26 protein-coding genes are annotated in these 25871 nt (G+C 66.0%); 19 read left to right on the top strand and 7 right to left on the bottom strand.

Features of this window, described 5'->3' with window-relative positions; translation table 11 throughout:
- Window positions 1–301 precede the first annotated feature (301 nt).
- From NFI08_RS04075 to NFI08_RS04065, 3 genes are read left to right on the top strand one after another with little or no spacing between them, the layout of a single operon-like run.
- Window positions 302–1273, top strand: a complete 972-nt coding sequence (locus NFI08_RS04075) for a Bug family tripartite tricarboxylate transporter substrate binding protein (RefSeq protein ID WP_253554399.1) — start codon at window positions 302–304, stop codon at window positions 1271–1273.
- Window positions 1274–1319: 46 nt separating this feature from the next.
- The gene (locus tag NFI08_RS04070; RefSeq protein WP_349587405.1) at window positions 1320–1871 is read left to right on the top strand and encodes a tripartite tricarboxylate transporter TctB family protein; all 552 of its coding nucleotides are present in this window, start codon (window positions 1320–1322) and stop codon (window positions 1869–1871) included.
- Window positions 1872–1874: 3 nt separating this feature from the next.
- Window positions 1875–3389, top strand: a complete 1515-nt coding sequence (locus tag NFI08_RS04065; protein ID WP_045993526.1) for a tripartite tricarboxylate transporter permease — start codon at window positions 1875–1877, stop codon at window positions 3387–3389.
- Window positions 3390–3493: 104 nt separating this feature from the next.
- Here NFI08_RS04065 and hmpA read toward each other — a convergent pair whose 3' ends face one another.
- Window positions 3494–4678, bottom strand: coding sequence for an NO-inducible flavohemoprotein (gene hmpA / locus NFI08_RS04060; RefSeq protein ID WP_349587401.1), 1185 nt, complete (start codon window positions 4676–4678; stop codon window positions 3494–3496).
- 489 nt (window positions 4679–5167) lie between these two features.
- Here hmpA and norR point away from each other — a divergent pair, with 489 nt between their 5' ends.
- The 8 genes from norR (at window position 5168) to NFI08_RS04020 (ending at window position 13772) form a co-directional block, all read left to right on the top strand.
- A complete protein-coding gene (gene norR, locus NFI08_RS04055) occupies window positions 5168–6757 on the top strand; it encodes a nitric oxide reductase transcriptional regulator NorR (RefSeq protein ID WP_349587398.1) in 1590 nt (529 codons plus the stop codon).
- Window positions 6758–6943: 186 nt separating this feature from the next.
- Entirely contained in the window at window positions 6944–8128 is a 1185-nt protein-coding gene (locus tag NFI08_RS04050; RefSeq protein ID WP_349587395.1) for an NnrS family protein, read from the top strand.
- A 6-nt stretch (window positions 8129–8134) separates the two neighbouring features.
- Complete coding sequence (locus NFI08_RS04045; RefSeq protein WP_349587392.1) at window positions 8135–8524, top strand: SirB2 family protein; 390 nt, start codon at window positions 8135–8137, stop codon at window positions 8522–8524.
- Window positions 8525–8810: 286 nt separating this feature from the next.
- Window positions 8811–9263, top strand: a complete 453-nt coding sequence (locus NFI08_RS04040; protein WP_045993522.1) for a c-type cytochrome — start codon at window positions 8811–8813, stop codon at window positions 9261–9263.
- Window positions 9264–9345: 82 nt separating this feature from the next.
- On the top strand, window positions 9346–10686 hold the full coding sequence (locus NFI08_RS04035) for a cbb3-type cytochrome c oxidase subunit I (protein ID WP_108132122.1): 1341 nt from the start codon (window positions 9346–9348) through the stop codon (window positions 10684–10686).
- A gap of 52 nt (window positions 10687–10738) precedes the next feature.
- Window positions 10739–11566 carry a CbbQ/NirQ/NorQ/GpvN family protein gene (locus tag NFI08_RS04030; RefSeq protein ID WP_108448720.1) on the top strand — a complete coding sequence of 276 codons (828 nt, stop codon included), beginning with the start codon at window positions 10739–10741 and terminating at the stop codon, window positions 11564–11566.
- An 8-nt stretch (window positions 11567–11574) separates the two neighbouring features.
- Entirely contained in the window at window positions 11575–13566 is a 1992-nt protein-coding gene (locus NFI08_RS04025; RefSeq protein WP_349587387.1) for a nitric oxide reductase activation protein NorD, read from the top strand.
- Between the two features lie 5 nt (window positions 13567–13571).
- The gene (locus NFI08_RS04020) at window positions 13572–13772 is read left to right on the top strand and encodes a hypothetical protein (protein WP_108132212.1); all 201 of its coding nucleotides are present in this window, start codon (window positions 13572–13574) and stop codon (window positions 13770–13772) included.
- 40 nt (window positions 13773–13812) lie between these two features.
- Here NFI08_RS04020 and NFI08_RS04015 read toward each other — a convergent pair whose 3' ends face one another.
- From NFI08_RS04015 to NFI08_RS03990, 6 genes are all read right to left on the bottom strand, one after another.
- Complete coding sequence (locus tag NFI08_RS04015; RefSeq protein ID WP_108132124.1) at window positions 13813–14160, bottom strand: hypothetical protein; 348 nt, start codon at window positions 14158–14160, stop codon at window positions 13813–13815.
- Window positions 14157–14588, bottom strand: a complete 432-nt coding sequence (locus NFI08_RS04010; RefSeq protein WP_349587382.1) for a hypothetical protein — start codon at window positions 14586–14588, stop codon at window positions 14157–14159. The genes NFI08_RS04015 and NFI08_RS04010 overlap by 4 nt, the downstream gene beginning before the upstream one ends.
- A 5-nt stretch (window positions 14589–14593) precedes the next feature.
- Window positions 14594–15160 carry a cytochrome c oxidase subunit 3 gene (locus tag NFI08_RS04005; protein WP_287163950.1) on the bottom strand — a complete coding sequence of 189 codons (567 nt, stop codon included), beginning with the start codon at window positions 15158–15160 and terminating at the stop codon, window positions 14594–14596.
- Between the two features lie 158 nt (window positions 15161–15318).
- Complete coding sequence (locus NFI08_RS04000) at window positions 15319–15789, bottom strand: hypothetical protein (RefSeq protein WP_287163952.1); 471 nt, start codon at window positions 15787–15789, stop codon at window positions 15319–15321.
- 16 nt (window positions 15790–15805) lie between these two features.
- Entirely contained in the window at window positions 15806–17131 is a 1326-nt protein-coding gene (locus tag NFI08_RS03995; RefSeq protein WP_349587377.1) for a cytochrome D1 domain-containing protein, read from the bottom strand.
- Window positions 17128–17502 carry a c-type cytochrome gene (locus NFI08_RS03990; RefSeq protein ID WP_349587374.1) on the bottom strand — a complete coding sequence of 125 codons (375 nt, stop codon included), beginning with the start codon at window positions 17500–17502 and terminating at the stop codon, window positions 17128–17130. The genes NFI08_RS03995 and NFI08_RS03990 overlap by 4 nt, the downstream gene beginning before the upstream one ends.
- 663 nt (window positions 17503–18165) lie before the next feature.
- On the opposite strand from NFI08_RS03990, the gene NFI08_RS03985 reads away from it, so the two are divergent.
- The 8 genes from NFI08_RS03985 (at window position 18166) to NFI08_RS03950 (ending at window position 25640) form a co-directional block, all read left to right on the top strand.
- A complete protein-coding gene (locus tag NFI08_RS03985; RefSeq protein ID WP_349587371.1) occupies window positions 18166–19890 on the top strand; it encodes a cytochrome D1 domain-containing protein in 1725 nt (574 codons plus the stop codon).
- A 62-nt stretch (window positions 19891–19952) separates the two neighbouring features.
- On the top strand, window positions 19953–20444 hold the full coding sequence (locus tag NFI08_RS03980; protein WP_045993516.1) for an Lrp/AsnC family transcriptional regulator: 492 nt from the start codon (window positions 19953–19955) through the stop codon (window positions 20442–20444).
- Window positions 20441–20977, top strand: coding sequence for a siroheme decarboxylase subunit beta (gene ahbB, locus NFI08_RS03975; RefSeq protein ID WP_162816424.1), 537 nt, complete (start codon window positions 20441–20443; stop codon window positions 20975–20977). Before NFI08_RS03980 ends, ahbB (NFI08_RS03975) begins: the two co-directional genes overlap by 4 nt.
- 16 nt (window positions 20978–20993) lie before the next feature.
- Complete coding sequence (locus tag NFI08_RS03970; protein ID WP_240184217.1) at window positions 20994–21530, top strand: Lrp/AsnC family transcriptional regulator; 537 nt, start codon at window positions 20994–20996, stop codon at window positions 21528–21530.
- Window positions 21505–22053: a siroheme decarboxylase subunit beta gene (ahbB, locus tag NFI08_RS03965; RefSeq protein ID WP_108448652.1), complete on the top strand. Its 549-nt coding sequence runs from the start codon at window positions 21505–21507 to the stop codon at window positions 22051–22053. The genes NFI08_RS03970 and ahbB (NFI08_RS03965) overlap by 26 nt, the downstream gene beginning before the upstream one ends.
- The gene (gene nirJ / locus NFI08_RS03960) at window positions 22041–23219 is read left to right on the top strand and encodes a heme d1 biosynthesis radical SAM protein NirJ (RefSeq protein ID WP_349587365.1); all 1179 of its coding nucleotides are present in this window, start codon (window positions 22041–22043) and stop codon (window positions 23217–23219) included. The genes ahbB (NFI08_RS03965) and nirJ overlap by 13 nt, the downstream gene beginning before the upstream one ends.
- A 13-nt stretch (window positions 23220–23232) precedes the next feature.
- On the top strand, window positions 23233–24036 hold the full coding sequence (gene cobA, locus NFI08_RS03955) for a uroporphyrinogen-III C-methyltransferase (RefSeq protein WP_108448654.1): 804 nt from the start codon (window positions 23233–23235) through the stop codon (window positions 24034–24036).
- On the top strand, window positions 24033–25640 hold the full coding sequence (locus NFI08_RS03950) for a cytochrome D1 domain-containing protein (RefSeq protein WP_349587361.1): 1608 nt from the start codon (window positions 24033–24035) through the stop codon (window positions 25638–25640). Before cobA ends, NFI08_RS03950 begins: the two co-directional genes overlap by 4 nt.
- The last annotated feature ends 231 nt before the right edge of the window (window positions 25641–25871 follow it).

The raw sequence follows: 25871 nt of genomic DNA, 5'->3' as shown, positions 1-25871 counted from the left end.
TCGACTGCCATCCTGGCGTCGTGAAGGTTGCCGAGCACCTGCCAACCGCCGTCTTGGACGAGAAGGGCCAGCCGGCGCGCTGGCCCGGCCAGCCCACCGGCGCACGCCGCCGAGCGCAAACGTCCACACCGATCGACATCCCGACAGGATCTGGCGGGCGGTGCAGGCGCTTCCTCATGGAAGCCGGCGGATGCCAGGCCGCCACCACGGTACGGACCCGAGCGTCGGGGGTAGACAGCGACGCACCACGACAGTGAAAGCCAACAGCTAACGCCAACAACAACGGCAAGGAGTGGATGAGATGCGCAAGTCGATGAGCATGACCCTGGGTGGCCTGGCGCTGGTCGCCAGTGCCTCGGTCGCGGCGGACTATCCGGAGCGCGACGTTCGCATGATCGTGCCCTGGGGCGCCGGCGGCGGTACCGACGGTATCGTGCGCAAGATCTCCAATCTGGCCGAGGAGCCGCTGGGGGGCACCGTCTACGTCGAGAACATCGAAGGCGGCATGAGCGCCAACGGCCTGGTGCAGGCGCTGGGCGCGCGCCCCGATGGCTACACCCTGATCGCGCTGACCTACGACAGCGTCGTCACCATCCCGTGGCAGGGAATGCTGGCCGGCTACGATATCGACAAGCTGGATCTGATCGCGCGGATCACCAGTGAGCCGGACGCCGTCGTGGTGCCGCAGGATTCGCGCTTCGATAGCCTCGAGGCATTGATCGAAGCCGCCAAGGCCGCGCCCGGGGAGATCCGCGCCGGTATCCAGAACATGGGCTCGCGGACCCACCTGACGCTGCTGCAACTGCAGGATCAGGCCGAGGTGGAGTTCAAGATCGTCTCCTATCCCGGTGGTGCGGCGCCCCAGAAGGAGGCCCTGCTCAACGGCGAGGTGGACCTGGCGCTGACCAGCCTCGGTGATTTCGAATCGCTGATCTCGGCGGGTGACGCCCGTGGCCTGGTGGAGTTCACCGACGTCCAGAGCGAGAGCTTCCCCGACGTGCCCCCGGCAACCGAGCTGGGCTACGACATCCAGATGGGCAGTTTCGTGATCCTGGCAGCGCCTGCCAATACGCCGGACGACGCCGTGACGGCCCTCGAGGCGGCCTATCAGCAGGCCTACGACAGCGAGGAATTCCAGACCTGGCTGGTCGACGTCGGTGTCACCCCCAACTGGCTGGGCACCGATGAGGTCGAGGATTGGGCCGAACAGACCCAGGGTGAGCTGTTCGCGCGCATGGATGAGCTGAAGGAAGCCGGCCTGATCGGCCAGTAAGCCCGCGCCGCCACCGCGGTGGCGGCTCTTTTCCGGAGGACTCCCGATGAAATCGCTCTCCCGCCTGGGGACCTGGCTGACGGGGCCGACAGGTGTCGTCATCTGCCTGTTGGCCCTGACCCTGATCTATCTGCTCGAGGCGTTCAAGATCGCGCCGCCCATCAAGAACGGGGCCCTGACCGCCTCCTTCTTCCCGGTGGCGCTCGCCGTGGTCATGCTGCTGGCGCTGGGTGGCGTGATCCTCGCCGATCGACGCGAGGCGGCCAGTGGCGAGGCTGGTGGTGAGGCTGGTGGTGAGGCCGGCGCCGGGGAAAGCGACGAGGGCGGCGACAACCGTGGCGATGCAAAGGTGGCGGCGTGGCGGGGGCCGGTGGCGGTCACCCTGCTCACCGCCGTCTATATCGCCCTGTTTGCCCACCTTGGCTACTTCATCGCCACCTTCCTCTACGCCTTCAGCATGACGCTGGCCTTCGCCACCGGGCGGCCCTCGCCGCAGGCGCTGGCGTTCAAGGCGCTGGTGGCCGGCGTGATCACCCTGCTGGGATACGGGCTCTTCGAGCTGGTGTTCCAGGTTCGCCTGCCGACGCCCTGGATCTGACCCATGGACTATCTGATCGAACTCTCCAAGGGCCTTGCCGTGCTGATGCAGCCCGACATCCTGCCCTACCTGATCGGCGGCTACCTGATCGGCACCTTCTTTGGCGCCGTGCCGGGGCTCACCTCGATGCTGGCCATCGCCCTGCTGTTGCCGTTGACCTACAGCCTCGACATCACCGCGGCGCTGGTCGCCTGCGCCGCCATCTTCATGGCCGGCATGTGCAGTGGCAGCATCACCGCCACCACCATCAATATTCCCGGTGCCCCGGCCTCGATGATGACCGCCATCGAGGGCTACCCCATGCAGCAGCGGGGCGAGGGCGCCAAGGCGCTGGGCCACGCCGCCCTGGCGTCGATGATCGGCGGTGCCCTGGGTGCCATCATGCTGATGGTGATGGCGCCGCTGGCCACCGAGGCGGCGCTGCTGATTCGCACGCCGGGCAAGTTCTCGCTGATCGCCTTCGCCCTGATCGTGATCGTCATCTCCCAGCGTGGGGCCATCTCCAAGGGCCTGGTCGCCACCACCCTGGGGGTGATGGTGGCCACCGTCGGTATCGACGTGATGCAGCCGGTCACCCGCTTCACCTTCGGCACCGGCGTGCTGATGCAGGGCATCGACATCATGCCGCTGGTCATCGGCGCCTTCGCCGTCAGTGAGCTGCTGGTGCAGTCGCAGAACCGCGCCTCGCGCACCGTCGAGGTCGACGCCATCAAGGCCAGCGTCATTCGCCGCCGGGACTTTATTCCACCCTGGCACGAGGTGCGTGAAATCGGCGTCTATCGCTACGTCAAGACCGCCATCATCGGCTACAGCGTCGGCGTGCTGCCGGGCGCCGGAGGCTCCATGGCGGCCTTTGTCGCCTACGCCGAGTCCATGCGCAGCTCACGCCACCCGGAGAAGTACGGCAAGGGGTCGGTGGAGGGCATCGCGGCGGCGGAGGGCGCCAACAACGCCATGTGCAGCGGCGCCTTCGTGCCGATGCTGTCCTTCGGTATTCCCGGCGATCCCACCACCGCCATCGTGCTGGGCGTGCTGGTGATCAACGGCCTGCAGCCCGGGCCGCAGTTCCTCGACAGCCAGCTTGCGCTGGTGGCACCGATGTTCATGGCGCTGCTGGTGGCGGCCCTGGTGATGGTGCCGCTGACGCTCTACGTGCTGGGGCCCTGGTTCGTGCGGATCGTCTCGATCCGCCGCGATGTGCTCTACGCCAGCATCGCGGTGATCGCGCTGGTCGGCTGCTACGTGGCCACCTACTCGATCTTCCAGATGGGACTGGCGCTGGTGTTCGGGGTGCTCGCCTTCCTGCTGCGGCGTCAGGGCTATCCGGTGGCCTGCCTGCTGCTCGGCTTCGTGCTCGGCCCGAGCCTGGAGGAATACTGCCGACGCTCGCTGTCGCTGTCCGACGGCAACCCGCTGATCTTCCTCACCAGTCCCGACAGCCTGTTCTTCCTGGCGCTGACCGGGGTGTTCTACTACTTCATGGTGGTGAGAAAGCCCGAGGCGCGACAGCACGCCTGATGTCCTGGCCGGTGAGCGACCGCCGCAAGACACGACAAGGCCGCGCCCTCGGGCGCGGCCTTGTCGTGGTGGGCTGAGTGGAACGCGACGGCCAGACGTGCTTGTCAGGCGGCGCTACTGGTGTTGCTGAGCGGACGCGAGGGGCCGAAGTGCTCGTAGTGACGGCGCTGCTCGGGGATACCCAGCTCTGCCAGATGGCTGTCGATGGCGCTCATGAAGGGCGGCGGGCCGACGAAGTAGCACTGGGCGTCGCCGCCGGGCAGCAGGCGGGCCAGCAGCTCGCGCTCGAGGCGGCCCTTGATGTCGCCGCCGTCGCCTTCCTCGTAGGCGCAGACCCGGGTCAGCAGCTGCGGATAGTCTCGGGCAAGGGCGTCGACCTCACCACGGAAGGCGTGGTGGTCGATGTTCCGGGCAGCGTGGATGTAGCAGACCCGGCGTCCCTGGGCCAGGGCCTGGCGTGCCAGCGGCAGCATCGGGGTCTGGCCGACGCCGCCGCTGATCAGCATTACTGGCGCGTCGCCATCGTCCAGGGTCAGCTCACCGGCGGGGGGCAGCAGTTCCAGGGTGTCGCCGACGCGCATCTGCTGGTGCAGGAAGTTGCTGACCAGGCCGCCCGGCTCCTGTTTCACCGAGATGCGATAGCTACGGCCGTTGGGGCTGCCGGACAGGCTGTAGTGGCGATGCACGATTGCCTCGTCCACCGCCAGACGCAGGCCGATGTACTGGCCGGGCTCGGCGTCGGCCACCGGCTGGCCGTCGACCGGCTCCAGGGTGAAGGAGCGAATCACCTCGCACTCGCGCTGGATCTGGGCGACACGAAACTCGCGCAGTCCACGCCAGCCGCCGGGGCGATCGGCGAAGGCCTGGTAGCGCTCGGCTTCGGCGGCGATCAACAGCGCGGCCAGGTCGTTGTACAGGGCCGCCCAGGCGTCGGCGATCTCCGGCGTCACCACCTCGCCCAGCACCTCGCCGATGGCGGCCATCAGGCATTCGCCGACGATGGGGTACTGCTCGGGCTGGATGCCCAGCGAGACGTGCTTGCTGATCACCGTCTGCATCGAGTCGATGACCTCCTGGGGCTGGCGGCGCAGGCCGACATAGGCCAGCACCCCTCGCGCCAGCGCCTTCGGCTGGCCACCGTCGGCCTGATGGGCCTGGTTGAACACCGCCTTGACCTCCGGGTAGCGCTCGAACATCAGCGGATAGAAACGGGCGGTGATGGCGTCGAGGTGTTCGGCGACCAGAGGGGCGGTGGCATCGATGATGGCGTCTTGGGCAGCGGTGGTCATGGCGTCTCCTGTCAGGGATATGGCGCAGCGCGCTCCCACTGTGGCAAAAATCCTTCACCGCGTCGGAGGCCTGGCTCGTTTGGGCCTACTTTTTCTCTACAGCTTGTGAACAGAGCATCGGTTGATATGCCTCGACACCTTCGGTGCTTCCACGGGGTCGGGGCGTATCGCTCGTCGCCTTTCTGTACCCTGTATGGAGCAAGCGATATGCCGCTTCGCTTGAGGTGCGCCAACTTGCCACAGTGTGGGTGATCCAGAGCGGGTAATGAGCGGGCAGTGTGGATCCACAGGGCGCTTGTCGAGAGCGCTGGTCACGCTACCCGGCTCCTTTTTTCTGGCCCGGTTCCCGGCCACGTTCCCGACCCGATTCTGTCCCGGTATTCGCCCTGGGCAGTGGTAACTCTTGCGAATGAAATCGAGATTGCATGTCGATCTGACACTGCAAGTGCTATCGTTTTGACACTGTTGATAGTCAAAAGGACATTCGAGGTGGTCAGCTTTCTACGACGCCTGCGTGCCCTGCTGCAGCGCCTGGGCGATGAGCAGGGCCCCGAGCTCGCCGAGGCCTGGCAGGGCGTGCTCGAATCACTGGTGGCCCCCACCGCGGCGGATGCCAGCGCGCTGCTGGTGGCGCAGGGCTCCGGTCTCAGGCCGGTGGCCACCATCGGCCTGCCCGAGGGCGTGGCCGGCAGGACCTTCGCCTTGAGCGAGCATCCTCGCCTCGCCGCCATCGCCGAGGCGCCGGGGGTCTGCCGCTTTGCCGCGGACTCGCCCCTTCCTGATCCCTACGACGGACTGCTGGATGACGGTCTCAGCCCTGTCCATGACTGCCTGGGGGTGGCGTTGCGCGACGGCGATGAGCTGATCGGCATGGTCACCCTGGACGCCCTGATCCCGGGGGCGCTGGCCGAGCTGGATGACCAGGGCCTGCTGGCGGCGGCCGAGTTGCTGGGCACCTGCCTGCGGCTGTCCCGGCGTCTGGACGGCGCCCGCCTGCAGCTCGCCCTGCAGCGCGATGACCACGGCCAGTTGCCGCGTCGGCTGACCGGCTGGCGCAGTGGCGCCATGCGCAAGCTGATGGCATCGGTGGAGCTGGTCGCCGCCACCGACATGAGCGTGCTGGTGCTGGGCGAGACCGGCGTCGGCAAGGAGCGCATCGCCCATGCCCTCCATCACGGCTCGCGACGTGCCGATGGGCCCCTGGTGGTGGTGAACTGCGCCGCGCTGCCGGCCTCGTTGATCGAGAGCGCCCTGTTCGGCCATCGGCGCGGGGCGTTCTCCGGGGCAATCAGCGACCATCGCGGGCACTTCCAGATGGCCGACGGCGGCACCCTGGTGCTGGACGAGGTGGGCGAGCTGCCGCTGGAGCTGCAGCCGAAGCTGTTGCGGGTGCTGCAGGAAGGCGAGGTCCAGCCGCTGGGCAGCGATCGGCTCCAGCATGTCGACGTTCGGGTGGTCGCGGTGACCAACCGGGATCTTGCCCTGGAGGTCGCCCAGGGGCGCTTTCGCGAGGATCTCTATCATCGGCTCAGCGCCTTCCCGCTGGAGGTGCCCCCGCTGCGCCAGCGTCCCGAGGACCTGGCGCTGCTGGTCGGACACTTCCTGGAGCAGAACCGGGTGCGTCTCGGCGTCGGCAACCTGTGCCTGAGCGAGGCCGCGCGGGAGTCGCTGGCGGCCTGGCACTGGCCCGGCAACGTACGTGAGCTGGAGTCACTACTGGCACGTGCCTCGCTGCTGGCATTGGCCTCGGTGGACGTGCTCGGGACGCCCGATGCTCGCCGCCGTAGCGTACGCATCGAGGTCGAACACCTGGGGCTGGCGCCGGCGACAGCCCGGGCCACCGACGCGCCCGCAGCGCAAGGCGACACGTCTCGAAGCGCCGTGTCGCCGGCCGATCGTCCAGCGGGCGAGGCGCTGGATCGAGAGCCCTCGCTGCGGGAGGCCACCGAGGCCTTTCAGCGCGAGCGCATCCGGCAGGCCCTGGACACTGAAGGCAACTGGGCTGGGGCGGCTCGCCGGCTGGGGCTGGACCCCGGCAATCTGCATCGCCTGGCGCGGCGGCTGGGGCTAAAGGCCTGATTCTGGCCTGGTCATCGCCAAGGGCGTGCGAGGCTGTCGCGGGGTTGGGGCTGGGTTGGGGGATGCAGGGCTTGCCAGCGTGAGTCAGGTTTGCGGCATCGGCAGTGCCTTTGATGTGCATCATGGTGATGTTGTCCAAAGCGGGCCAGACTTCACAAGACCAAGTGAATTACTCAGGTACTCGCCATGTCATCCGTCGCCGCTCGTCTGCCTCTTGCGCGCCTCGCCTTTCGTCCCTTCTTCCTGCTGGCGGCGGCCTTCAGCGTGGTGGCCCTGCTGGTGTGGCTCGCTTTCTGGCACGGCATCTTCGTGCTGTCGCCCCGGGCGGGCATGCTGTGGTGGCACCAGCACGAGATGCTGTTCGGGGTGGTGGGGGCGGTGGTGTCGGGGTTCTTGCTGACCGCGGTGCAGACCTGGACCGGCCTCAGGGGGCTCCATGGCGCCCCGCTGCTGGGGCTCGTCGCACTGTGGCTGGCGGCCAGGCTGGGGCTGGCCTTTCCCGTCTTGCCCCAGGCGCTGGTGATGGCGCTGGACGTCGGCTTTCTGCTGATCGTCTGCGCCGTGATGGCGGTGATGGTGATCCGGGCGAAGCGCTGGCGCAACCTGATCTTCGTGCCGGTGCTGGCGATCCTCGCCGGTGCCAACCTGGGCAGCCATCTGGGCGTGCTCCAGGGTGACCCTGAGCTGGTGCGCCAGTCGTCCTACCTGGCGGTGCTGCTGGTAACGCTGATCATGGGGGTGCTGGGCGGTCGGGTGATCCCGATGTTCACCGCCAACCGGCTGGGCCTGAAGCGCCGCCCGGCGCTGCCCTGGCTCGAGGGGCTGGCGCTCGGCAGCCTGGCGCTGGCGGTGGTGCTGCAGCTTACGCGCACCCTGGGGGGCGGTCTGCCCGACAGCGTACTGGCGCTGGCGCTGCTGGCGGCGGCGCTGGCCCACCCGCTGCGCCTGATACGCTGGCAAGGCCGTGCCACCGGACGTGAACCCCTGCTGTGGAGCCTTCACCTGAGCTACGCCTTCGTGCCGCTGGGGCTTTTGCTGTGGGCCCTGGGGCTGTGGGGCGTCGGCCGGGCTGAGCTGGGTGTCCACGCCATCACCGTGGGTGCCATGGGCACCATGATGCTGTCGATGATGTCGCGGGTGTCGCTGGGCCATACCGGCCGTCCCATGCGCTGTCTGCCGGGCATCGGCGTGGCTCTCGGCCTGCTGGTGGCGGCGGGACTGTCGCGCTCGCTGGTGCTGGCGCTGTGGCCCTCGATCACCCACTGGGTCTACAGCCTGAGCATCCTCCTGTGGTGTCTCGGCTACGCCATCTTTCTGACCCACTATGTGCCGATTCTCGGCAGTCCGCGTGTCGACGGTCAGGACGGCTAGGCTCAGATGTTACCGCTCTACCTCACCCTCAAGTCCCTGCATGTGTCGCTGGCGCTGGTCAGCGGTGCCCTCTTTGCCCTGCGCGCGCTGTGGTCAGTGACCGGCTCTTCCTGGCTAAAGCGCCCCTGGGTGCGTGTGCTGCCCCATCTGCTCGATACCCTGCTGCTGGCGGCGGGGCTGTCGCTGATGGTGCTCACCACCCAGTGGCCTCACCAGACGCCATGGCTGGCGGCCAAGCTGACCGCCCTGCTGGCCTATGTCGGCTTCGGCAGTCTGGCGCTTCGACGAGGTGCCAGCGTCCGAACGCGGGCGCTGTCGGCCTGCCTGGCGCTGCTGATCTTCGTCTATATGCTTGGCGCCGCGCACCGACACAGCGTCCTGTCCTGGCTGGTATAGCCTCTTTATTGCAATGCATTGATTTACCTCAATGGCGTTGGTTTTTTCTCCTGTCAGTGGCGATATTGTCGTCATCTTGTCTCGTCAATTTCATCGTTTATCGCCGATAGTCCCGGCGAATGTTTAAGTGGTTGATGGGGCGAATCAATCAAGAATTTTGGTGATGCATGTCATATTCCGAGTGTTTAACTCAGGTATAGAAGAGCGCTCCTCAATACAATGGTCAACGGGGCCAGGGAGGTCTGACTCTCCGGCACCATGGGCCAAACAATGAGGAGACGTGGTCATGGCCGAGGGTCTGACAAAATCCGCAGCACGCAACATCTTCTACGGGGGCTCACTGTTCTTTTTCCTGATCTTTGTAGCGCTGACTGCTCACAGTCACTGGTACATCGTGACGGAGTCCACCAGCGCACTTCCGCTGACCGATTCGGTACGCGAAGGCAAGCATGTGTGGGAAAAGAACATGTGTATCAACTGTCACAGCATCATGGGTGAGGGGGCCTATTTTGCGCCTGAACTGTCCAATGTCTGGACCCGCTATCACGGGCGCGAAAACCCCGAGGCGGCAAGGGCGGGACTGGCGGCCTGGATGCGCGCTCAGCCGCTGGCCGTACCAGGGCGGCGCAAGATGCCGCAGTTCGATCTGAGCGACGAGGAAATGACCTCGCTGATCGATTTCCTCGAGTGGACCGACGCTATCGATGATCAGAACTGGCCGCCCCACGTATCGGGATAGGTCGGTGGGTTCGTGTGACATATCGACAAGATCGCAATGGCGTACGCGTCGCGTGAGGGGAAACCGTGGAGGAACATGAAAAATGAAATATGAAACACAGAAGGTGGCCTACGCCTTCTTCCTGGTGGCGATGGGGCTTTTTGCCCTTCAGCTGGTGTTTGGCATCATGGCGGCGCTGGTCTACGTTTTTCCAGACTTCCTGGCGCAGTTGATGCCTTTCAACATTATCCGCGTCAGCCATACCAATCTGCTGATCGTGTGGCTATTGATCGGCTTCATGGGCTGCACCTACTACCTGATGCCGGAAGAGGCCGAACGGGAGATTCATAGCCCGATGCTGGCCTACCTGCAGCTGGGCATCTTTGTGGTGGCCGGGGTCGCCGCCCTGGTGTGCTATCAGCTTGGCATCCATGAGGGACGTGAATTCCTCGAGCAGCCCTTCTTCGTCAAGGTGCTGATCACGGTGTCCTTCCTGATCTTCCTCTACAACACCAGCATGACCCTGCTCAAGGGCCGCAAGACCACCATCAACCTGGTGCTGATGCTGGGCCTGTGGCTGGCGGCGGTATTCTGGCTGTTCGCCTTCTACAACCCCGGCAACCTGGCGGTAGACAAGGTCTACTGGTGGTGGGTCGTTCACCTCTGGGTGGAAGGCGTGTGGGAGCTGATCATGGCGTCGCTGCTCGGCTACCTGCTGATCAAGATGTCCGGCGTCGACCGCGAAGTGATCGAGAAGTGGCTCTACGTCATCGTCGGCCTGTCGCTGTTCTCCGGGCTGCTGGGCACCGGCCACCACTACTACTGGATCGGTACGCCGGGCTACTGGCAGGCCATCGGCAGCATCTTCTCTACCCTTGAGGTGATTCCGTTCTTCGCCATGGTGGTGTTCGCCTTCGTGATGTTCTGGAAGGGGTCGCGCAACCACCCCAACAAGGCCGCGATGCTGTGGACCATGGGCTGCCCGACGGTCGCCTTCTTCGGCGCCGGCGTGTGGGGCTTCATGCACACCCTGTCGTTCATCAACTACTACTCTCACGGCACCCAGGTCACCGCCGCCCATGGCCACCTGGCGTTCTACGGTGCCTACGTGATGCTGATCCTCGGCGTGATCACCTACGCCATGCCGCAGCTGCGTCGGAGCCAGCCGTTCAACCAGGTGCTCAACATGTGGGGCTTCTGGATCCTGACCTCGGCCATGTGCTTCATGACCTTCACCCTGACCTTTGCCGGTGCGGTGCAGACCCATCTGCAGCGGGTGCTGGGGATGAACTACATGGAGGTGCAGGACCAGCTCGGCCTGTTCTACACCATGCGCCTGGGCACCGGCATCGCGGTGACGGTGGGCGCGGTGCTGCTGCTCTACGCGCTGTTCGGTCCGGCCCGTCGGTCGGCCTCTGGCCAGCCGGCGATGTCCGCCAGCTGAACCCGATCGAGGCCGCCGTCAGGCGGCCTCGATGGTCTCGAGGACCCTGTTCATGACCCAAGCAACCCTGTCTCGGTGCGCCTTGCACCAGGACCCTGTGCGTGACGACATCCCCTTCTACCAGCCGACCGGCCAGGAGGTCGCGCTGTTCGAGCACGCCTACCGCCAGCGCCTGCCGCTGCTGCTGAAGGGGCCGACGGGCTGCGGCAAGACCCGTTTCGTGCGCCATATGGCGGCACGTCTCGGGCTGCCGTTGCACACCGTGGCCTGCCACGACGACCTGACCGCCTCCGATCTGACCGGACGCTATCTGTTGAAGGGCGGTGATACCGCCTGGTCCGACGGCCCCCTGACCCGGGCCGTGCGCGAAGGCGGCATCTGCTACCTCGACGAGGTGGTGGAGGCGCGCAAGGACGTGACCGTGGTGCTGCACCCGCTGACCGACGATCGTCGTCTGCTGCCGCTGGAACGCACCGGCGAGCGACTCGAAGCGCCGGACGACTTCATGCTGGTGGTGTCCTACAACCCTGGCTATCAGCACATTCTCAAGACCTTGAAGCCGAGCACCCGCCAGCGCTTCGTGGCGATCTCGCTGGACTTCCCCGATGCCGACACAGAGGTCGACATCGTCGCCCATGAAAGCGGCCTTTCGCGTGGGCGCTGCGAGGCCCTGGTCAACCTGGCGGCACGCCTGCGTGCGATGAAGGGCCAGGACCTGGAAGAGGGGGTGTCCACTCGCCTGCTGATCTATTGCGCCAGCCTGATCCAGGCCGGCATGCCGGTGCTCGACGCCGCCCGGGCGGCCCTGCTCGAGCCACTCAGTGACGATCCCGACGTGCTCAAGGGCATCGAGGACGTCGTCACCGCCACCTTCGGATAGCCACCACCATGCTGGAGTTTCTCGAGGTCGAGGAGTTCGTCGGCCGTCACTGGCACCGCTGGGCCTCACGCGCCGCCAGCTACCCGGAGTATCCCGAGGCGGCGGTGACCCTCGATGAGGTGTCGCGCTCGCTGGGGGTGCTGTTTCGTGCCAGCGGCGGAGACCCCGGCGTCACCCTGGATGCGATCGGCAAGCGCGCCTCGCGCCATCGCCTGTCACTGCGTCAGCGCCTGGGCTTCGATGAGGAGGCGCTGGAGGTCTCGCGGCGTGACGACGAGCACCTGCTGCTGCCGCAGCGACTGGCGCTGCTGCCTGAGGTTGAGCTTAATCGCGATCTCTATCGCTGGCTGGCCATGTCGCTGGCCGAGCGCCGTCCCGTGGCGCGTTGCGACGATCCACTCGAACAGGATCTGGTGCGCCTGGCCGAGGCCCGGCGCTCAACCGAGGTGACGCTTGCGCGCTATCCCGGCTTCGTCCGGCGCCATGCCCGGCTGTGCCAGGCGCTGCTCGCCGTGCGTCCTCGGCGCCGCGGCCTGCCTCCGCAAGAAGCTGCGGTAGAGACACTGGTCCGGCGCCTGCTGGGCGATGACCGATCCTTCGATAGCGAGGCCCAGACGCAAGACAGTCCCGAAGGCGACGCGCGCCAGTGGTGGTCCTGGCTGCAGGCGGCGGATGACCAAGGGCGCCCGTCGGTGCGCGCGCCACGGGGGTATCGGCCCTTTCTGCTGGTGCCGCTATGGGGCGAGGCGTCGACGCTCGAGTGCGTCTCGAGGTCGACCGATGAGGATGACGAGGACGAGGACGAAGAGAAGGCTCCGCCCCAGGCCGCCGAGGTGGAAGGTGCCCGGCGCAAGGCCGAGCGCCGCTATCAGGATCAGGCCGAGCGAGACGACCCGCTGATGCTCAATGCCTCGGAAAAGATGCTGTCCTGGGCGGAGATGGTCAACGTCAACCGCCACCTGGATGACGAGGAGGAAGACGCCGCGCGCGAGGCGGCCGACCAGATCGACGAGATCACCTTGAGCCGCAACCGGCGACGGGCCGCCTCACGCCTGAAGATGTCGCTGGACCTGGCGCCCGACGCCGCCTGTGGCGAGTCGCTGGCCGCCGGTTCCAGCGCCGAGCACCTCTATCCTGAGTGGAACTACCGCAAGAGCCGGCTGTTGCCGGCCCACTGCCGGGTGATCGCCGAACCTGCCATCGAGGAGGGCGAGCCCTGGCAGGGCGACGAGGCGGCGACGCGGCGGGTACGCCGGGTGCGCCGACAGTTCGAGGCCCTGAGGCCTCGGCGAGAGTGGCTGCGGGGCCAGGCGGACGGTGACGAGCTGGACCTGGACGCCCTGGTCCGCAGTCGCTGCGACCTGGCCGCCGGCGGTCAGGTCAGCGACCGCCTGTTCGTCGACGCCAGGCCCCAGGGGCGTGATCTGGCGGTGTCCATCCTGATCGACGTGTCGCTGTCCACCGATGCCTGGCTGGAAAGTCGCCGCGTGCTCGACGTGGCCCAGGAAGCACTGATGGTACTGGGCCACGGCATCGCCGGCTGCGGTGACGACGTCAGCATCCACAGCTTTACCTCCCAGCGTCGGCATCGGGTCTGGGTCAGGCAGTTGAAGGCCTTCGACGAGGCCATGGGCGAGCGGGTGGAACGACGCATTTCGGCGCTGACGCCGGGGCATTACACCCGCATGGGACCGGCCATTCGCCACCTGGCCAGGGAGCTGGGCCAACACCCCAGAAGACATCGGCTGCTGCTGGTGCTGACCGACGGCAAGCCCAACGACACCGACTACTACGAGGGGCGCTACGCCATCGAGGACACCCGCCACGCGGTGCGCGAGGCGGCGCGAGAAGACGTGCGGGTATTCGGGGTGACCATCGATCGCGAGGCCAGTCGCTATCTTGGCCGCATCTTCGGTCGAGGGGGCTACGCTATCGTGCCGCGCCCGGAGCATCTCGCCCTGGCGCTGCCGGGCATCTACCGACAGCTGGTGGCCCAATGAACGTCATGTCTTCGTCACAGACTCGCTGGCGCCAGCGGCTGGCGCTCGCCACCGCCGGCCTTGCGGCGCTGATACTGTTCACGCCGCTGGCCTGGCTGATCCATCACCGTGACTGGGGCATCGTGCTGATGGCGCTGGTGCCCCTTGCGGTCTGGCTCACCCTGCGGCTCTGGCGCCGGCTCGAACGCTGGGCGCTGCGGGGCTGAGTGGTCGGTTGCTCGCCGTTGGCCGTCAGTCGCGAGCCGTTCAGCGCACCAGGTCGTTGATGCCGGTGATCTCGTAGCAGAAACGGGCGCTGCCGGTGCGGTAGGTGTCGACGCGATAGACGCGCTGGCCAAGGGCCACGGCGGGGGATGAGAAGTTCAGCGCACTCTCGGTGCAGTCGCCGTAGCCCCAGCGGATCTGGTAGTGATCATCGCCCGCTCGATCCAGCACGAAGGGGTAGGTCACCAGTTCCTCTTCCGCGCGGTCGCGGGCGAAGCCGTAGACCTGAGTCGAGGTCAGGTCGCCTCGGTCGTTGACCACCGCCACCAGGCGAATGGTCTCGCCGGGGTCTTCCTCGAAGGTCATGTCGATTTCCACGGCCTTGTTCATCTGGGCTCCTGTGCCTGTCGTTCGTTGTGTCGTTCGTTGTGTCGTTCGAAGTGTCGTTCAGTGTGTCTATCGCTGCGTCGATCAGTGGTGTTATTCGTTGTGGTGCTGTGGATCGAGGCCGGGATGGCGGTCGCACCAGAAGCCTCGATCCAGCGAGGCAGCAGTCCCGCAGCCGCCAGCCCAAGCCCCATCGCCCCGACCAGTACCAAGAGTCCCCCTCGCCAGGAGGCAGGGGCAATACGCAGGTTGAGGTAGATGGAGAGAATCTGTTGCGCCTTGACCAGGCTGGCAACGAGCACCAGCGCCAGGGCCCAGAGCGCCAGCGGGCCGCGATGCAGCGCGCCGCTGGCCATGGCGATGAGGGTCATGCCCATCAACAGGGCCCAGGTGCGCCACAGGCGTCTGCGCTGAGTATCCGTGTCATGCATTGTCGTCACCGCACCAGATAGAGCAGGGGATACAGCAGTACCCAGATCAGATCGACCATGTGCCAGAAGGCGCAGACGGTCTCCACGGTGTCCGCTCGCGGGCGCCATATCGCGACGCCCAGCAGGCACAGGCCAAAGATGACGTGGGCGGCGTGAAAGCCGGTCAGGCCGATGTAGAAGGTGAAGAAGTTGCCGCTGTCCGGCAGTGGGCCGGTGAAGAACTCGAGGTGATACTCGACGGCCTTGATCAGGCAGAAGGCCGCACCCAGTGCCGCGGCCAGCGCCAGCCACTGGCGTATCCGGCGCTCGCGCAGGGCGTGGGGTGGACACTGGGACTGCGTGACCGCCATCGCCGCGGCAAGGCCACTGGTCAGCAGCACCAGGGTATTGAGCCCACCCAGCAGCGGCTCGAGATGGCGTTGCCCGGCGAGAAAGCCCACGGGGTCGAGTACCCGCTGCCAGGCAAAGACGCCAAAGAAGGCGGCAAACACCAGCAGTTCACTGATGATCAGCACCCAGATCAGTGGGTTGCCCGGCAGGCCCGACAGCGGCCCCCAGCCAGGATTGGGCAAGCCAGAGCCCGGTAAGTGAGAGCCCGGTACGTCAGAGCCCGGTAAGTCAGAATCCGGTACGTCAGAGCCCGGTAAGTCAGAGCCCGGTAAGTCAGAGCCCGGTAAGTCAGAGCCTGGAACGCCAGAACCCGGCATGCCAGAAGCGCCGCGATCGAGGTTCACCGGTCGCTGTCCGTAAAGCGCACGCGGCAGCCACCCAGCAGCGGGGACAGGGGGCGCGGGACGGGCAGGTGGTGCAACAGCCGGCGGATACCCAGGGCGCAGCGTCCCACCATCCAGATGAGTGCCAGGGTGAAGCCCAAATAGCCGTAGGCCCAGCCGGTGAGCCCCGGCAGGTCGATGTGGCCGATCAGCCCCCACAGGCCAAGGCCGATCGCCCCGGCCAGCACGCCGTACCAGAAGGTCGCCAGCTGAAAGCGCAGGTGGCTCACCAGCACCGCATCGGTGGGTCTTCTGATGGCCAGCCAAAGATGAGCGACAAGCGCACTGAGCGGGGCGGTCACCACCGCCATGACGCTGCCCAGCATCAGGGCGTAGAGCAGCAGCACCTTGCGCTGCCCGGAAGGCGTCGTGACGACGGTTGTCTGTTGTGATTGCGTCTGGCGAGTTTCCAGCGAAGCAGGGTGCATGGCGTTCTCCCGCGGCCTACAGGCCGATGCGATGGGCTCGATCGGTGAAGAAGATGCCACTGGGCGACTCGGCCTCCAGGGTCGCCAGGCGCGCGAAGGTGGCGGTGTCGTAGACCACCACCTGGTCGGAGTCCCGCGCCGAGATCCAGACCTCCTCGCCGCGCGGGCTGAACTCCATGTGCAGTACCGCCTGGCCGGGGGTCAGGGTGCGGATGATCTCGCCGCTTTCGCTGTCGATGACCTGGACCACATCGTTGTCGGGGTGGGCGAAGTTGACCCACAGCTGGCGCTGGTCCGGCCGGCTCATCACGAACACCGGCTGCCCGTGCACCGCAATCCGTCGCTCCAGGCGCCAGTCGTCGAGGTTCGCCATCAGCACCTCGTGGCGACCCACCGCCGGCCACCAGGCGTGGTCGTTGGCGATGGTCCAGCCCTCCAGGTGGGGCATCTTGTACACCGGCAGCTTGTCGTCGCCCTGGCGATAGCCGGACAGGACCGGCTCGACCCCGTTCTCCGGGTGCCACAGATCGAGCCGCGCCAGGTGGTCCTCGCCGAACAGGCCGGCCACGTAGAAGCGCCCGATGGGATCGATCAGGGCGTCGTAGGGCTTCTCGCCGATATCGGAAAAGCGGGTGACAGGAGGAAGCTCATTCGAGCCCTGTTCGTCCGCGATGAGCATCGAGGCGTCGAGCACCTGGATCTCGTTGGCGTCCCACAGGCTGTAGACGAAGCGGTTGCCCGGGGCGTCGACCAGACCGACCACCTTGGACAGCGCCTGACTGCCGTCATCTTGGGTGTAGCGCGCCGGTACCTCGGCCAACAGCTCAAGGCTGTCGGCGTCGAACAGCTTCACGCCGCCCGGCTCGTAGTTGGCCACCGCGATGATGCGGCCGTCCTGGGAGATGGCCCCGCCGATGCTGTTGCCGGACTGCAGCACCCTGGCGTCGATGGTGGCGCACACCAGATCCACCTTGGTCAGACCGCCGTCGCGGCCGAACACATAGGCGAAGCGCTCGTCGCTGGAGAACTTCACCGAAGCGTGGGACAGATCGCCCAGTCCCTCGACACGAGTGATCACGCGATGCTGGCGGCGGTCGACCAGGGCCAGGCGTCCATCGGCGCGTTCGACCACGACCCCGAGTCCGCCGGTGGCGAGGTTGGCACAGCTGGCCTCCGGTGCGCCGGCGTCGGTGCTGTGGGCAACGGCGGCTGAGCCGTGCGGGCTCTGGCCCCAGGCGATCAGGCCGCAGGCCAGTGCCAGGCCAAGCACGAAGCCCGGGGCGTGAAAGCGCCGAAGACCCTTGGCGGCGGGGGGATGGGGCAATGCAGAACGGTGCCTCATGGGAGCTCCTGAGCGTCGGTGTGCTTGAGCGTCTCGGCGATCCAGCGGGCCTCTTCGGCGCTCAGCAGATCGCGCCAGGGCGGCATGGCGGTGCCGGGCAGGCCTTCGAGGATGATGGTGGTCAGGGTGTCGACGTCGTAGACCGCCAGACGCTCCTGGGTGAGAGCAGGGCCGAGCCCCCCCTTGAGGGTCATGCCGTGACAGGAACCGCAGTCCTGAAGGAGCAGGTTGCCGAGCGCCTCCGGGTCCACTGCTGCGCCGTTGGTATCTGTCGCAGCGCTGGTCTTGTGTATCGACGAGGCGCTGGTCTTGTGTGTCGCCGAGGCGCTGGGCGCGGGCGTCGCCGATGTATCGGCAGCCCATGCTCCCATCAGCAGAAGGCAGGCGAGGGCGGCACGCCATCGTGGCGCGAGCACTGAGCACGCATGGCGCCCGAAAGGGTGCTGGGAAATAGGTGTTGCCATCGACAAGTGTCCCCCGGCGAAGGTCCCTGTAGGACCCGACAGTGTCCTTGATTCATCGAAAATATTTATTGATATGGGTCGTCGTTTTATCCCGAAGGTATTGGTGTTTCTTGAAGTGGCAAGCAGTAGTCGAGTTTCGTCCTGCTGTCGATAGCGGCTGGAGCCATTGGATGATGCGCGTCAACGTCTTGATCAAAAAGTACTGAAATGCTCCTTTCGAGGTAGCTCCGAAAGTCTTATTTGGTCATTAAGCTTAAGAAATTAAAGGGGAAAAATTTCTGCTGGTGCGCGGAGGAGTGATTGTTGATAGGGGTCAAGAGTCGGCAAGAGACCCAGTGAAATCGTCGGGAATGCGCGCTTCCATGGTAGGCAGGGCAAACGCGAAGAGAGCGGGCGTCTTCGCGGCCTTCATCTGGAAGGAAAATGTGTCGCTTATCCAGGGAAGGGATTGCCGTACCAAGGGAAATAACTCGCTCAAGAGAAAGCGGAAAACCTGGCGACATTTTCATCTTGTGGCACGACATTGGCGACAGGATGAAAGACACGTGGATCATGACTCGAGGTGAAAAGATGACCAGAAGCGTCACGACTCTCAAGCCCCTTGCCGCAGCGATAGCCATCGTGATTGCAGGCCTGGGAAGCGCCCATGGCGCCGAGAAGAACCTGTCTCCGGAAGAGGCGGCCTACCAGAGCAATCCGTCCGGCGTCGACCCGGCGGCGGTGATGATGCCCGATGAAGAGGGCGCCCCTGCGATGACGCGGGAAGAGTTCGATCACGCCAAGGAGATCTACTTCGAACGCTGTGCCGGCTGTCATGGCGTGCTGCGCAAGGGGGCCACCGGCAAGCCGCTGACCACCGATATCACCCGTGAACGCGGCATGGACTATCTCAAGACCTTCATCACCTACGGCTCACCGGCGGGCATGCCCAACTGGGGTACCTCCGGCCAGCTGACCGATGACGAGATCGAGATGATGGCGAACTACGTCATGCATGAGCCACCGGTACCCCCGGAGTTCGGCCTTGCCGACATGAAGGACAGCTGGACCGTGTTCGTGGCGCCGGAAGATCGCCCCACCGAGCAGTTGAACGACCTGAATCTGGAGAACCTGTTCTCGGTGACCCTGCGTGACGCCGGCCAGATCGCCCTGATCGACGGCGACAGCAAGGAGATCGTCAAGATCATCGATACCGGTTACGCGGTGCACATCTCGCGGATGTCCGCTTCCGGGCGCTACCTGTTCGTCATCGGTCGCGACGCCAAGGTCGACATGATCGACCTGTGGATGGAAGAGCCGACCACCGTGGCCGAGATCAAGGTGGGTCTCGAGGCGCGTTCGGTGGAGACCTCCAAGTTCGAGGGCTACGAGGACACCTACGCGGTCGCCGGCACCTACTGGCCGCCGCAGTTCGTGATCATGGACGGCGAGACCCTGGAGCCGAAGAAGATCGTCAGCACCCGCGGCATGACGGTGGGCACCCAGGAGTACCATCCGGAGCCCCGCGTGGCGGCTATCGTGGCGTCCCATCAGCACCCGGAGTTCATCGTCAACGTCAAGGAAACCGGCAAGGTCCGTCTGGTCAACTACGAGAACCTGGACGCCCTGTCCAGCGTCGAGATCGACACCTCCCGCTTCCTGCACGACGGTGGCTGGGACAGCAGCGGTCGCTACTTCATGACCGCCGCCAACCAGTCCAACCAGATCGTCGTCATCGATGCCAAGGAGCGTGAGCTCGAGGCGATCATCGACGTGGGCAAGACCCCGCACCCGGGACGTGGCGCCAACTTCGTCGACCCCGAGTTCGGGCCGGTGTGGGCCACCAGCCATCTGGGCGACAACACCATCTCGCTGATCGGTACCGACCCGGAAGGTCATCCGGACCAGGCCTGGACGGTGGTGCGCACCCTGGAAGGTCAGGGTGGCGGCTCGCTGTTTATCAAGACCCACCCCGAGTCCGAGCACCTCTACGTGGACACCGCGCTGAACCCCGACGAGGCCATCAGCCAGAGCGTTGCCGTGTATGACGTCAACGACCTGGAAGAGGGCTTCCAGGTGCTGCCGATCGCCGACTGGGCGGATCTCGGCGAAGGGCCCAAGCGGGTGGTACAGCCGGAGTACAACCGTGCCGGTGACGAGGTCTGGTTCTCGGTGTGGAACACCGCCGATCAGTCTTCCGCGCTGGTGGTGGTCGACGACGAGACGCTGCAGCTGGAAGCGGTGATCAAGGACGAGCGACTGGTCACGCCGACCGGCAAGTTCAACGTCTACAACACCCAGCACGACGTCTACTGACGTCCTCGCGGGCCGCTCGCACGGGCGGCCCGCCCCAATTTTTCGCTTTTCGGGAGATGGCCATGGCAACCGACAAGGTGGTCGACGACCTGGACCGCATCGACCGGCGTCTGATCGATCGCTATCAGCGATCGCTGCCGTTGGTCGAGCGTCCCTTTGCGGCCATGGCCGAAGAGCTCGGACTGGATGAACAGGCGTTGATCGAGCGCCTGCAGCGTCTGTGTGACCTGGGCGTGGTGGGCCGTGTCGGCGCGGTGTTCGATCACCGCCAGGCCGGCGCCAGCGAGCTGGTGGCGGTGGCCGTGCCGGACCATCGCCGGGAGGCGGTGGCACAGATCATCAACGCCTGCCCCGGGGTCAACCACAACTACTGGCGCGAGCACCGCTACAACCTGTGGTTCGTGGTGACGGCGCCGGACAGCACCAGCCTGGAACTGCGCCTGACGCGGCTGGAGGCCGAACTGGCCACCCCGTTGCTGCGTCTGCCCATGGTCCAGAGCTATCACATCGACCTGGCCTTCGCCCTGCCCTGGGCGGAGCTGGAGGAAGCATGATCGAGGCCGTCACGTCCACCGCTGAGCGCCGTCCGGCGAGCCCGCTGCAGGCTCAGGATCGCCGTCTGATCAGACTCAGGGCCTGTCTGGAAGAAGGGCTGCCGCTGGTGCCTGAGCCGTTCAAGGTGCTGGCCGAGCAGACCGGCCTGAGCGTCGAGGAGGTCCGTACCTGGATCGGGCACTGGCAGCACAGCGGTTTCATCAAACGCTTCGGCCTGGTGGTCCGCCATCGCCGCCTGGGCCTCGCCGCCAACGCCATGGTGGTGTGGAACCTGCCCGATGATCGCGTCGACGAGGTAGGCCGGCGTCTGGCCGCTGAGCCCGAGGTCACCCTGTGCTACCAGCGGGTGCGTCGCCTCGGCTGGCCCTACAACCTGTTCTGCATGATCCACGGCGTCCGGCGAGTGCGTGTCGAGGCCCAGATCCGTGCGCTGATCCAGCGCCATGGCCTCGAAGACGTCGACCACCAGGTGCTGTTCAGCCGCCAGGCCTATCGCCAGCGCGGCGGACGCTATACGCCCGAGGAACCATGACACCCCCGGAGGAGCCATGAGCTCAGAAACACCGTCCCGGGGTTTTCCCGGCGACCCCGACCGCCACCCACACGACGCTGCCACCGCTCGCCATGACGCGGTGGCTGCGCTGTCTGAGGTAGAGCGTCGGATCATCAACCGCCTGCAGTTGGGTGTGCCCTTGACCCCGGACCCCTACGGCGACCTGGCCTTGGAGCTGGGGCTCGGGGTGCGCGAGTTGCTCGACGCCCTGTCGTCGCTGCTCGAGCGAGGAATCCTCAGTCGCTTTGGCCCGATGTTCCAGGCCGAGCGTCTCGGCGGTGCCCTGACGCTGGCTGCCCTGGCGGTGCCGGAAGCCGACTTCGAGCGCGTCGCCGAGGTCGTCAACGCCTTCCCCGAGGTGGCCCACAACTATCGCCGCGAGCACCACTACAACATGTGGTTCGTCATCGCCTGTGATCGCCCCGGCCGTGTCGCCTCGGTGATCGAGGCCATCACCGAGGCCACCGGGCTCGAGGTGATCAACCTGCCCAAGGAGGAGGAGTTCCATGTCCATCTCCACCTGCCCGTCTAGGGGCCGCGACGACGTCTCTGTGCTGGACGACGGCGACCGCGCCCTGATCCAAGCCACCCAGGCGGGCCTGCCGCTGGTGGCCGACCCCTGGGCCGCAGTGGGCGCGGCCATCGGCATGAGCGGTGAGGAGGTGCTGGCGCGCTTTCAGCGCCTGCGCCTGAGCGGCGTCGTGCGCCGTATCGCCGCGGTACCCAACCACTATCGCCTGGGCTACCTGGCCAATGGCATGACGGTGTGGGACGTCGATGATGAGCGCATCGATGAACTCGGCCGGCAGCTGGCCGACTGGCCGGGTGTCAGTCACTGCTACCGGCGGCCCCGTCGCTTGCCGGACTGGCCCTATAACCTGTTCGTGATGTTGCACGGCCACCAGCGTGACGAGGTCGAGGCGCAGGCCGCACGGCTGCGTGAATGGCTGGGCGACGCCTGTCGCGATCACCGTATTCTCTACAGCAGCCGCATCCTCAAGAAGACCGGGCTGCGGCTCGCCAGCGTGAAGGGAGCCTCGCCATGTTCCGAGTGACCCGCTACATCGACAGCCTGCTCGAACCGACGCCACTGACGCCTGCCCGCACCCCGCCGGGCCCGGTGGTGATCTGGAACCTGATTCGCCGCTGCAACCTGACCTGTCGGCACTGCTACACGGTGTCGGCCAACGTCGATTTCGCCGGTGAGCTGTCCACCGAGGAGGCGATGAAGGTACTCGAGGACCTCAAGGCCTTCCGGGTGCCGGCGCTTATCCTGTCCGGCGGTGAGCCGCTGATGCGTCCCGACATCTTCGAACTGTCGCATCGGGCCAAGGAACTCGGGCTGTACACCGGGCTTTCCACCAACGGCACCCTGATCACCGAGGACAACATCGACGCCATCGCCGATGCCGGTTACGACTACGTCGGCATCAGCATCGACGGCCTGGAGGAGACCCATGACCAGATCCGCCAGCGTCGTGGCGCCTTTCGCGAGTCCATGGCTGCAGTCCGGCTGTGCAAGGAACGGGGCATCAAGGTAGGGCTGCGCTTCACCCTGACCCGGGACAACTACGCCCAGTTCGACGACATCCTGGCGCTGACCGCCGAGCACGACGTCGACAAGTTCTACCTGTCGCACCTCAACTACGGCGGACGCGGCCATCGCCACCGCAAGCACGACGCCTGGCACGCGATGACCCGCGACGCCATGACCCGACTGTTCGATCGCTGTCGCGCCGATCTCGAGGCGGGAATCCGGCGCGAGTACGTCACCGGCAACAATGACGCCGACGGGCCCTTCCTGCTGCACTGGGCCAGGCGTCACTTCCCCGATCGGGTCGAGGAGCTGAAGGCGCGTCTGGTCGCCTGGGGTGGCAATGCCAGCGGAGAGTACATCGCCAATATCGACAACCTGGGCAATGTCCACCCGGACTCCTTCTGGTGGGACCACCACCTTGGCAATGTGCGAGAGCGGCCGTTCTCGGAGATCTGGTGCGAGGCCGACGACGCGCTGATGCAGGGCTTTCGCAGTCGGCCACGGCCGCTCAAGGGACGCTGCGGCGCCTGTCGCTACCTGCCGATCTGCAACGGCAATACCCGGGTGCGCGCCTTCAAGACCCAGGGTGATCCCTGGGCCGAGGACCCGGGCTGCTACCTCGACGATGACGAGATCGGCCTGACCGACGCCGTCTCGCCCAAGATGATTCTGACGACCGGTTGAACGGGAGATCACCATGTCCTTGCAAGCCCTCTACGACCAGCTCGGCGAAGCGCCGCTCGCCTCCGGCGAGGTGGCCATCGTCGGCGCCGGCCCCGGTGACCCAGGCCTTTTGACCCTGCGCGCGCTCTACCTGCTCAGCCAGGCGGACTGCCTGGTCTATGATCGTCTGGTGTCGCCGGAGGTGCTCGCGCTGGCGCCCAAGGCGGCCCAGCGTTTCTACGTGGGCAAGGCGGCGCGTTGCCACGCCCTGACCCAGGAGGAAACCAACCAGTTGCTGGTGCGCCTGGCGGTCACCGGCAAACGGGTGGTGCGCCTCAAGGGAGGCGACCCCTTCATCTTCGGGCGCGGCGGCGAAGAGGCCGAGATGCTGGTGGACAACCAGATCCCTTTTCGCGTGGTGCCGGGAATCACCTCGGCCCAGGGTTGCAGCGCCTACGCCGGCTTCCCGCTGACCCATCGTGACCACGCCCAGGGGGTGACCTTTGTCACCGGCCACGCCCGCGCCGATGGCAGTCTCGATCTCGACTGGCGCTCGCTGGCCAGTCGCCACCACACCCTGGTGTTCTACATGGGGCTGACCAACGCCGAGCTGATCCAAGGCGAATTGCTCGCCAACGGTCTGCCCGCCGACCACCCGGTGGCGCTGATCGAACGCGGCACCACCCGGGAACAGCGCCGGGTGATCACTCGCCTGGACCAGTTACCGGAGACCATTCAGGCCGAGGGGCTAAGGCCGCCGACCCTGATCGTGGTGGGCGAGGTGGTGTCCCTGGCCGGGCGGCTCGATATGGACGCGGTGGCGGAGGCGGTGGCATGAACACGGCAAGACTGCTGGGCGCGGCCCTGATTGGGCTGATGCCGGGGCTGGTGCCGGGTTTTATGCTGGGTTTGATGCCAGTATCGGGCGAGGCGCAGGCGACAGATTCGGCTCCGCCGCAGCTCTATCAGGATCACTGCGCCAGCTGCCACGGCGCCGATCGTCTGGGCGCCATGGGGCCGGCGCTGCTGCCCCAGAACCTGGGGCGCATCAAGCCCGAAGAGGTTCGTCGGGTGATCGCCGATGGCCGCCCCGCGACCCAGATGCCCGGCTTTACCGACACGCTTGCCGAGGCCCAGGTCGATGCGCTGAGCGACTGGGTGCTGAGTGACCCGCCGGTGCCCCCCGACTGGACGCTAGACGATATCCGCGCAAGCCAGGTGGTGTCGCATCCTCCTGGCAGCCTGGATGACACGCCTGAGTTCGACGCCGATCCGCAGAATCTGTTCGTGGTGGTAGAGACCGGCGATCACCACGCCAGCGTGCTCGACGGCGACACCTTCGAGCGCCTGGCGCGCTTCCCCACCCGCTTTGCCCTGCATGGCGGGCCCAAGTACAGCCCGGACGGCCGCTACGTCTATTTCGGCTCCCGCGATGGCTGGATCACCAAGTTTGATCTTTACCACTTCACCGTGGTGGCCGAAGTTCGCGCCGGCATCAATATGCGCAATATCGCGGTGTCCGCCGATGGCCGCTACGTGATGGCCGCCAACACCCTGCCGGGCAACCTGGTGCTGTTCGACGCCCACCAGCTCGATCCCATGCGGGTCTATCCTGCTGCCGACGCCGAAGGCAACGGTTCCCGGGTCAGCGCCGTCTACGCCGCGCCACCGCGCTCGAGCTTTATCGCCGCGCTCAAGGACGTCAAGGAGCTGTGGGAGATCCCCTGGCCGGTGGCGCCTGAAGCGGTGGTGGCCACGGGGCATATGGACGAGCCGCTGGATCCCGCGCGCAAGGCTCTGGAGGCCAGGGGCGAGAGCTTCGAGGTCCGGCGTCTGCCGGTGCCGGACTACCTCGACGACTTCTTCTTTGACCCCGAGTACCGCCGCGTCATCGGCGCCTCCCGCGGTGGCGATGGGGCCATGGTCATCGACCTGGACAGCGGCGACAAGCTGGCCGACCTGCCGTTGTCGGGTATGCCCCATCTGGGTTCCGGCATCACCTGGGAGACCGGCGGACGTCGGGTGATGGCGATTCCCCACCTGGCCAAGCCGGAAGTCTCGATCATCGACATGGACGACTATTCGCTGATCAAGACGCTGCATACCGACGGCCCGGGCTTCTTCTTGCGCAGCCACGAAAACTCCCGCTACGCCTGGACCGACGTGTTCTTCGGGCCCAACCGTGATCGTGTCCACGTGATCGACAAGGACAGCCTCGAGATCGTGCGCACCCTGATCCCGGAGCCGGGCAAGACGTCTGCCCACGTGGAGTTCGACCGTGACGGCGAAACCCTACTGCTGAGCCTGTGGGAGCGCGACGGCGCGGTAATTGCCTACGACGCCGATACCCTCGAGGAGATCATCCGGGTGCCGATGGACAAGCCGTCAGGCAAGTACAACGTGTGGAACAAGACCCACTATGAAGAAGGCACCTCGCACTAGAGGCCTATGTGAAAAGTGCCTGCGATCGGCGGCTTTTCGGACAACGCCCAAGGACGTGGCGCTGTCCTGATACAAGGCGTGCTCGTGGTGGAGGTCAGTGCGTCTTGCCCGGAGGGGGCGTGCCAGCGGGCACGCTCCTCCTGGGCCTCTTTTCGATGGGGGCTGCCATCGATCTTCAATCCATCGTTTAAAACAAACGTCGACACCAGCATTGACCACGCCGGCCGAGGC

This window comes from Halomonas sp. EF61, assembly GCF_040147045.1.
GTDB classification, from domain to species: domain Bacteria; phylum Pseudomonadota; class Gammaproteobacteria; order Pseudomonadales; family Halomonadaceae; genus Halomonas; species Halomonas litopenaei.
Note: the sequence above shows the minus strand (reverse complement) of the source record. Positions and strands in the feature narration are given on the sequence as shown.

What these genes read in the sequence shown, in the direction of transcription:
- NFI08_RS04075 (WP_253554399.1), top strand. Translation starts at nt 302, where the DNA reads ATGCGCAAGTCGATGAGCATGACCCTGGGTGGCCTGGCGCTGGTCGCC.
- NFI08_RS04070 (WP_349587405.1), top strand. Translation starts at nt 1,320, where the DNA reads ATGAAATCGCTCTCCCGCCTGGGGACCTGGCTGACGGGGCCGACAGGT.
- NFI08_RS04065 (WP_045993526.1), top strand. Translation starts at nt 1,875, where the DNA reads ATGGACTATCTGATCGAACTCTCCAAGGGCCTTGCCGTGCTGATGCAG.
- hmpA (WP_349587401.1), bottom strand. Translation starts at nt 4,678, where the DNA reads ATGACCACCGCTGCCCAAGACGCCATCATCGATGCCACCGCCCCTCTG.
- NFI08_RS04050 (WP_349587395.1), top strand. Translation starts at nt 6,944, where the DNA reads ATGTCATCCGTCGCCGCTCGTCTGCCTCTTGCGCGCCTCGCCTTTCGT.
- NFI08_RS04045 (WP_349587392.1), top strand. Translation starts at nt 8,135, where the DNA reads ATGTTACCGCTCTACCTCACCCTCAAGTCCCTGCATGTGTCGCTGGCG.
- NFI08_RS04040 (WP_045993522.1), top strand. Translation starts at nt 8,811, where the DNA reads ATGGCCGAGGGTCTGACAAAATCCGCAGCACGCAACATCTTCTACGGG.
- NFI08_RS04035 (WP_108132122.1), top strand. Translation starts at nt 9,346, where the DNA reads ATGAAATATGAAACACAGAAGGTGGCCTACGCCTTCTTCCTGGTGGCG.
- NFI08_RS04030 (WP_108448720.1), top strand. Translation starts at nt 10,739, where the DNA reads ATGACCCAAGCAACCCTGTCTCGGTGCGCCTTGCACCAGGACCCTGTG.
- NFI08_RS04025 (WP_349587387.1), top strand. Translation starts at nt 11,575, where the DNA reads ATGCTGGAGTTTCTCGAGGTCGAGGAGTTCGTCGGCCGTCACTGGCAC.
- NFI08_RS04020 (WP_108132212.1), top strand. Translation starts at nt 13,572, where the DNA reads ATGTCTTCGTCACAGACTCGCTGGCGCCAGCGGCTGGCGCTCGCCACC.
- NFI08_RS04015 (WP_108132124.1), bottom strand. Translation starts at nt 14,160, where the DNA reads ATGAACAAGGCCGTGGAAATCGACATGACCTTCGAGGAAGACCCCGGC.
- NFI08_RS04010 (WP_349587382.1), bottom strand. Translation starts at nt 14,588, where the DNA reads ATGCATGACACGGATACTCAGCGCAGACGCCTGTGGCGCACCTGGGCC.
- NFI08_RS04000 (WP_287163952.1), bottom strand. Translation starts at nt 15,789, where the DNA reads ATGCACCCTGCTTCGCTGGAAACTCGCCAGACGCAATCACAACAGACA.
- NFI08_RS03995 (WP_349587377.1), bottom strand. Translation starts at nt 17,131, where the DNA reads ATGAGGCACCGTTCTGCATTGCCCCATCCCCCCGCCGCCAAGGGTCTT.
- NFI08_RS03990 (WP_349587374.1), bottom strand. Translation starts at nt 17,502, where the DNA reads ATGGGAGCATGGGCTGCCGATACATCGGCGACGCCCGCGCCCAGCGCC.
- NFI08_RS03985 (WP_349587371.1), top strand. Translation starts at nt 18,166, where the DNA reads ATGACCAGAAGCGTCACGACTCTCAAGCCCCTTGCCGCAGCGATAGCC.
- NFI08_RS03980 (WP_045993516.1), top strand. Translation starts at nt 19,953, where the DNA reads ATGGCAACCGACAAGGTGGTCGACGACCTGGACCGCATCGACCGGCGT.
- ahbB (WP_162816424.1), top strand. Translation starts at nt 20,441, where the DNA reads ATGATCGAGGCCGTCACGTCCACCGCTGAGCGCCGTCCGGCGAGCCCG.
- NFI08_RS03970 (WP_240184217.1), top strand. Translation starts at nt 20,994, where the DNA reads ATGAGCTCAGAAACACCGTCCCGGGGTTTTCCCGGCGACCCCGACCGC.
- ahbB (WP_108448652.1), top strand. Translation starts at nt 21,505, where the DNA reads ATGTCCATCTCCACCTGCCCGTCTAGGGGCCGCGACGACGTCTCTGTG.
- nirJ (WP_349587365.1), top strand. Translation starts at nt 22,041, where the DNA reads ATGTTCCGAGTGACCCGCTACATCGACAGCCTGCTCGAACCGACGCCA.
- cobA (WP_108448654.1), top strand. Translation starts at nt 23,233, where the DNA reads ATGTCCTTGCAAGCCCTCTACGACCAGCTCGGCGAAGCGCCGCTCGCC.
- NFI08_RS03950 (WP_349587361.1), top strand. Translation starts at nt 24,033, where the DNA reads ATGAACACGGCAAGACTGCTGGGCGCGGCCCTGATTGGGCTGATGCCG.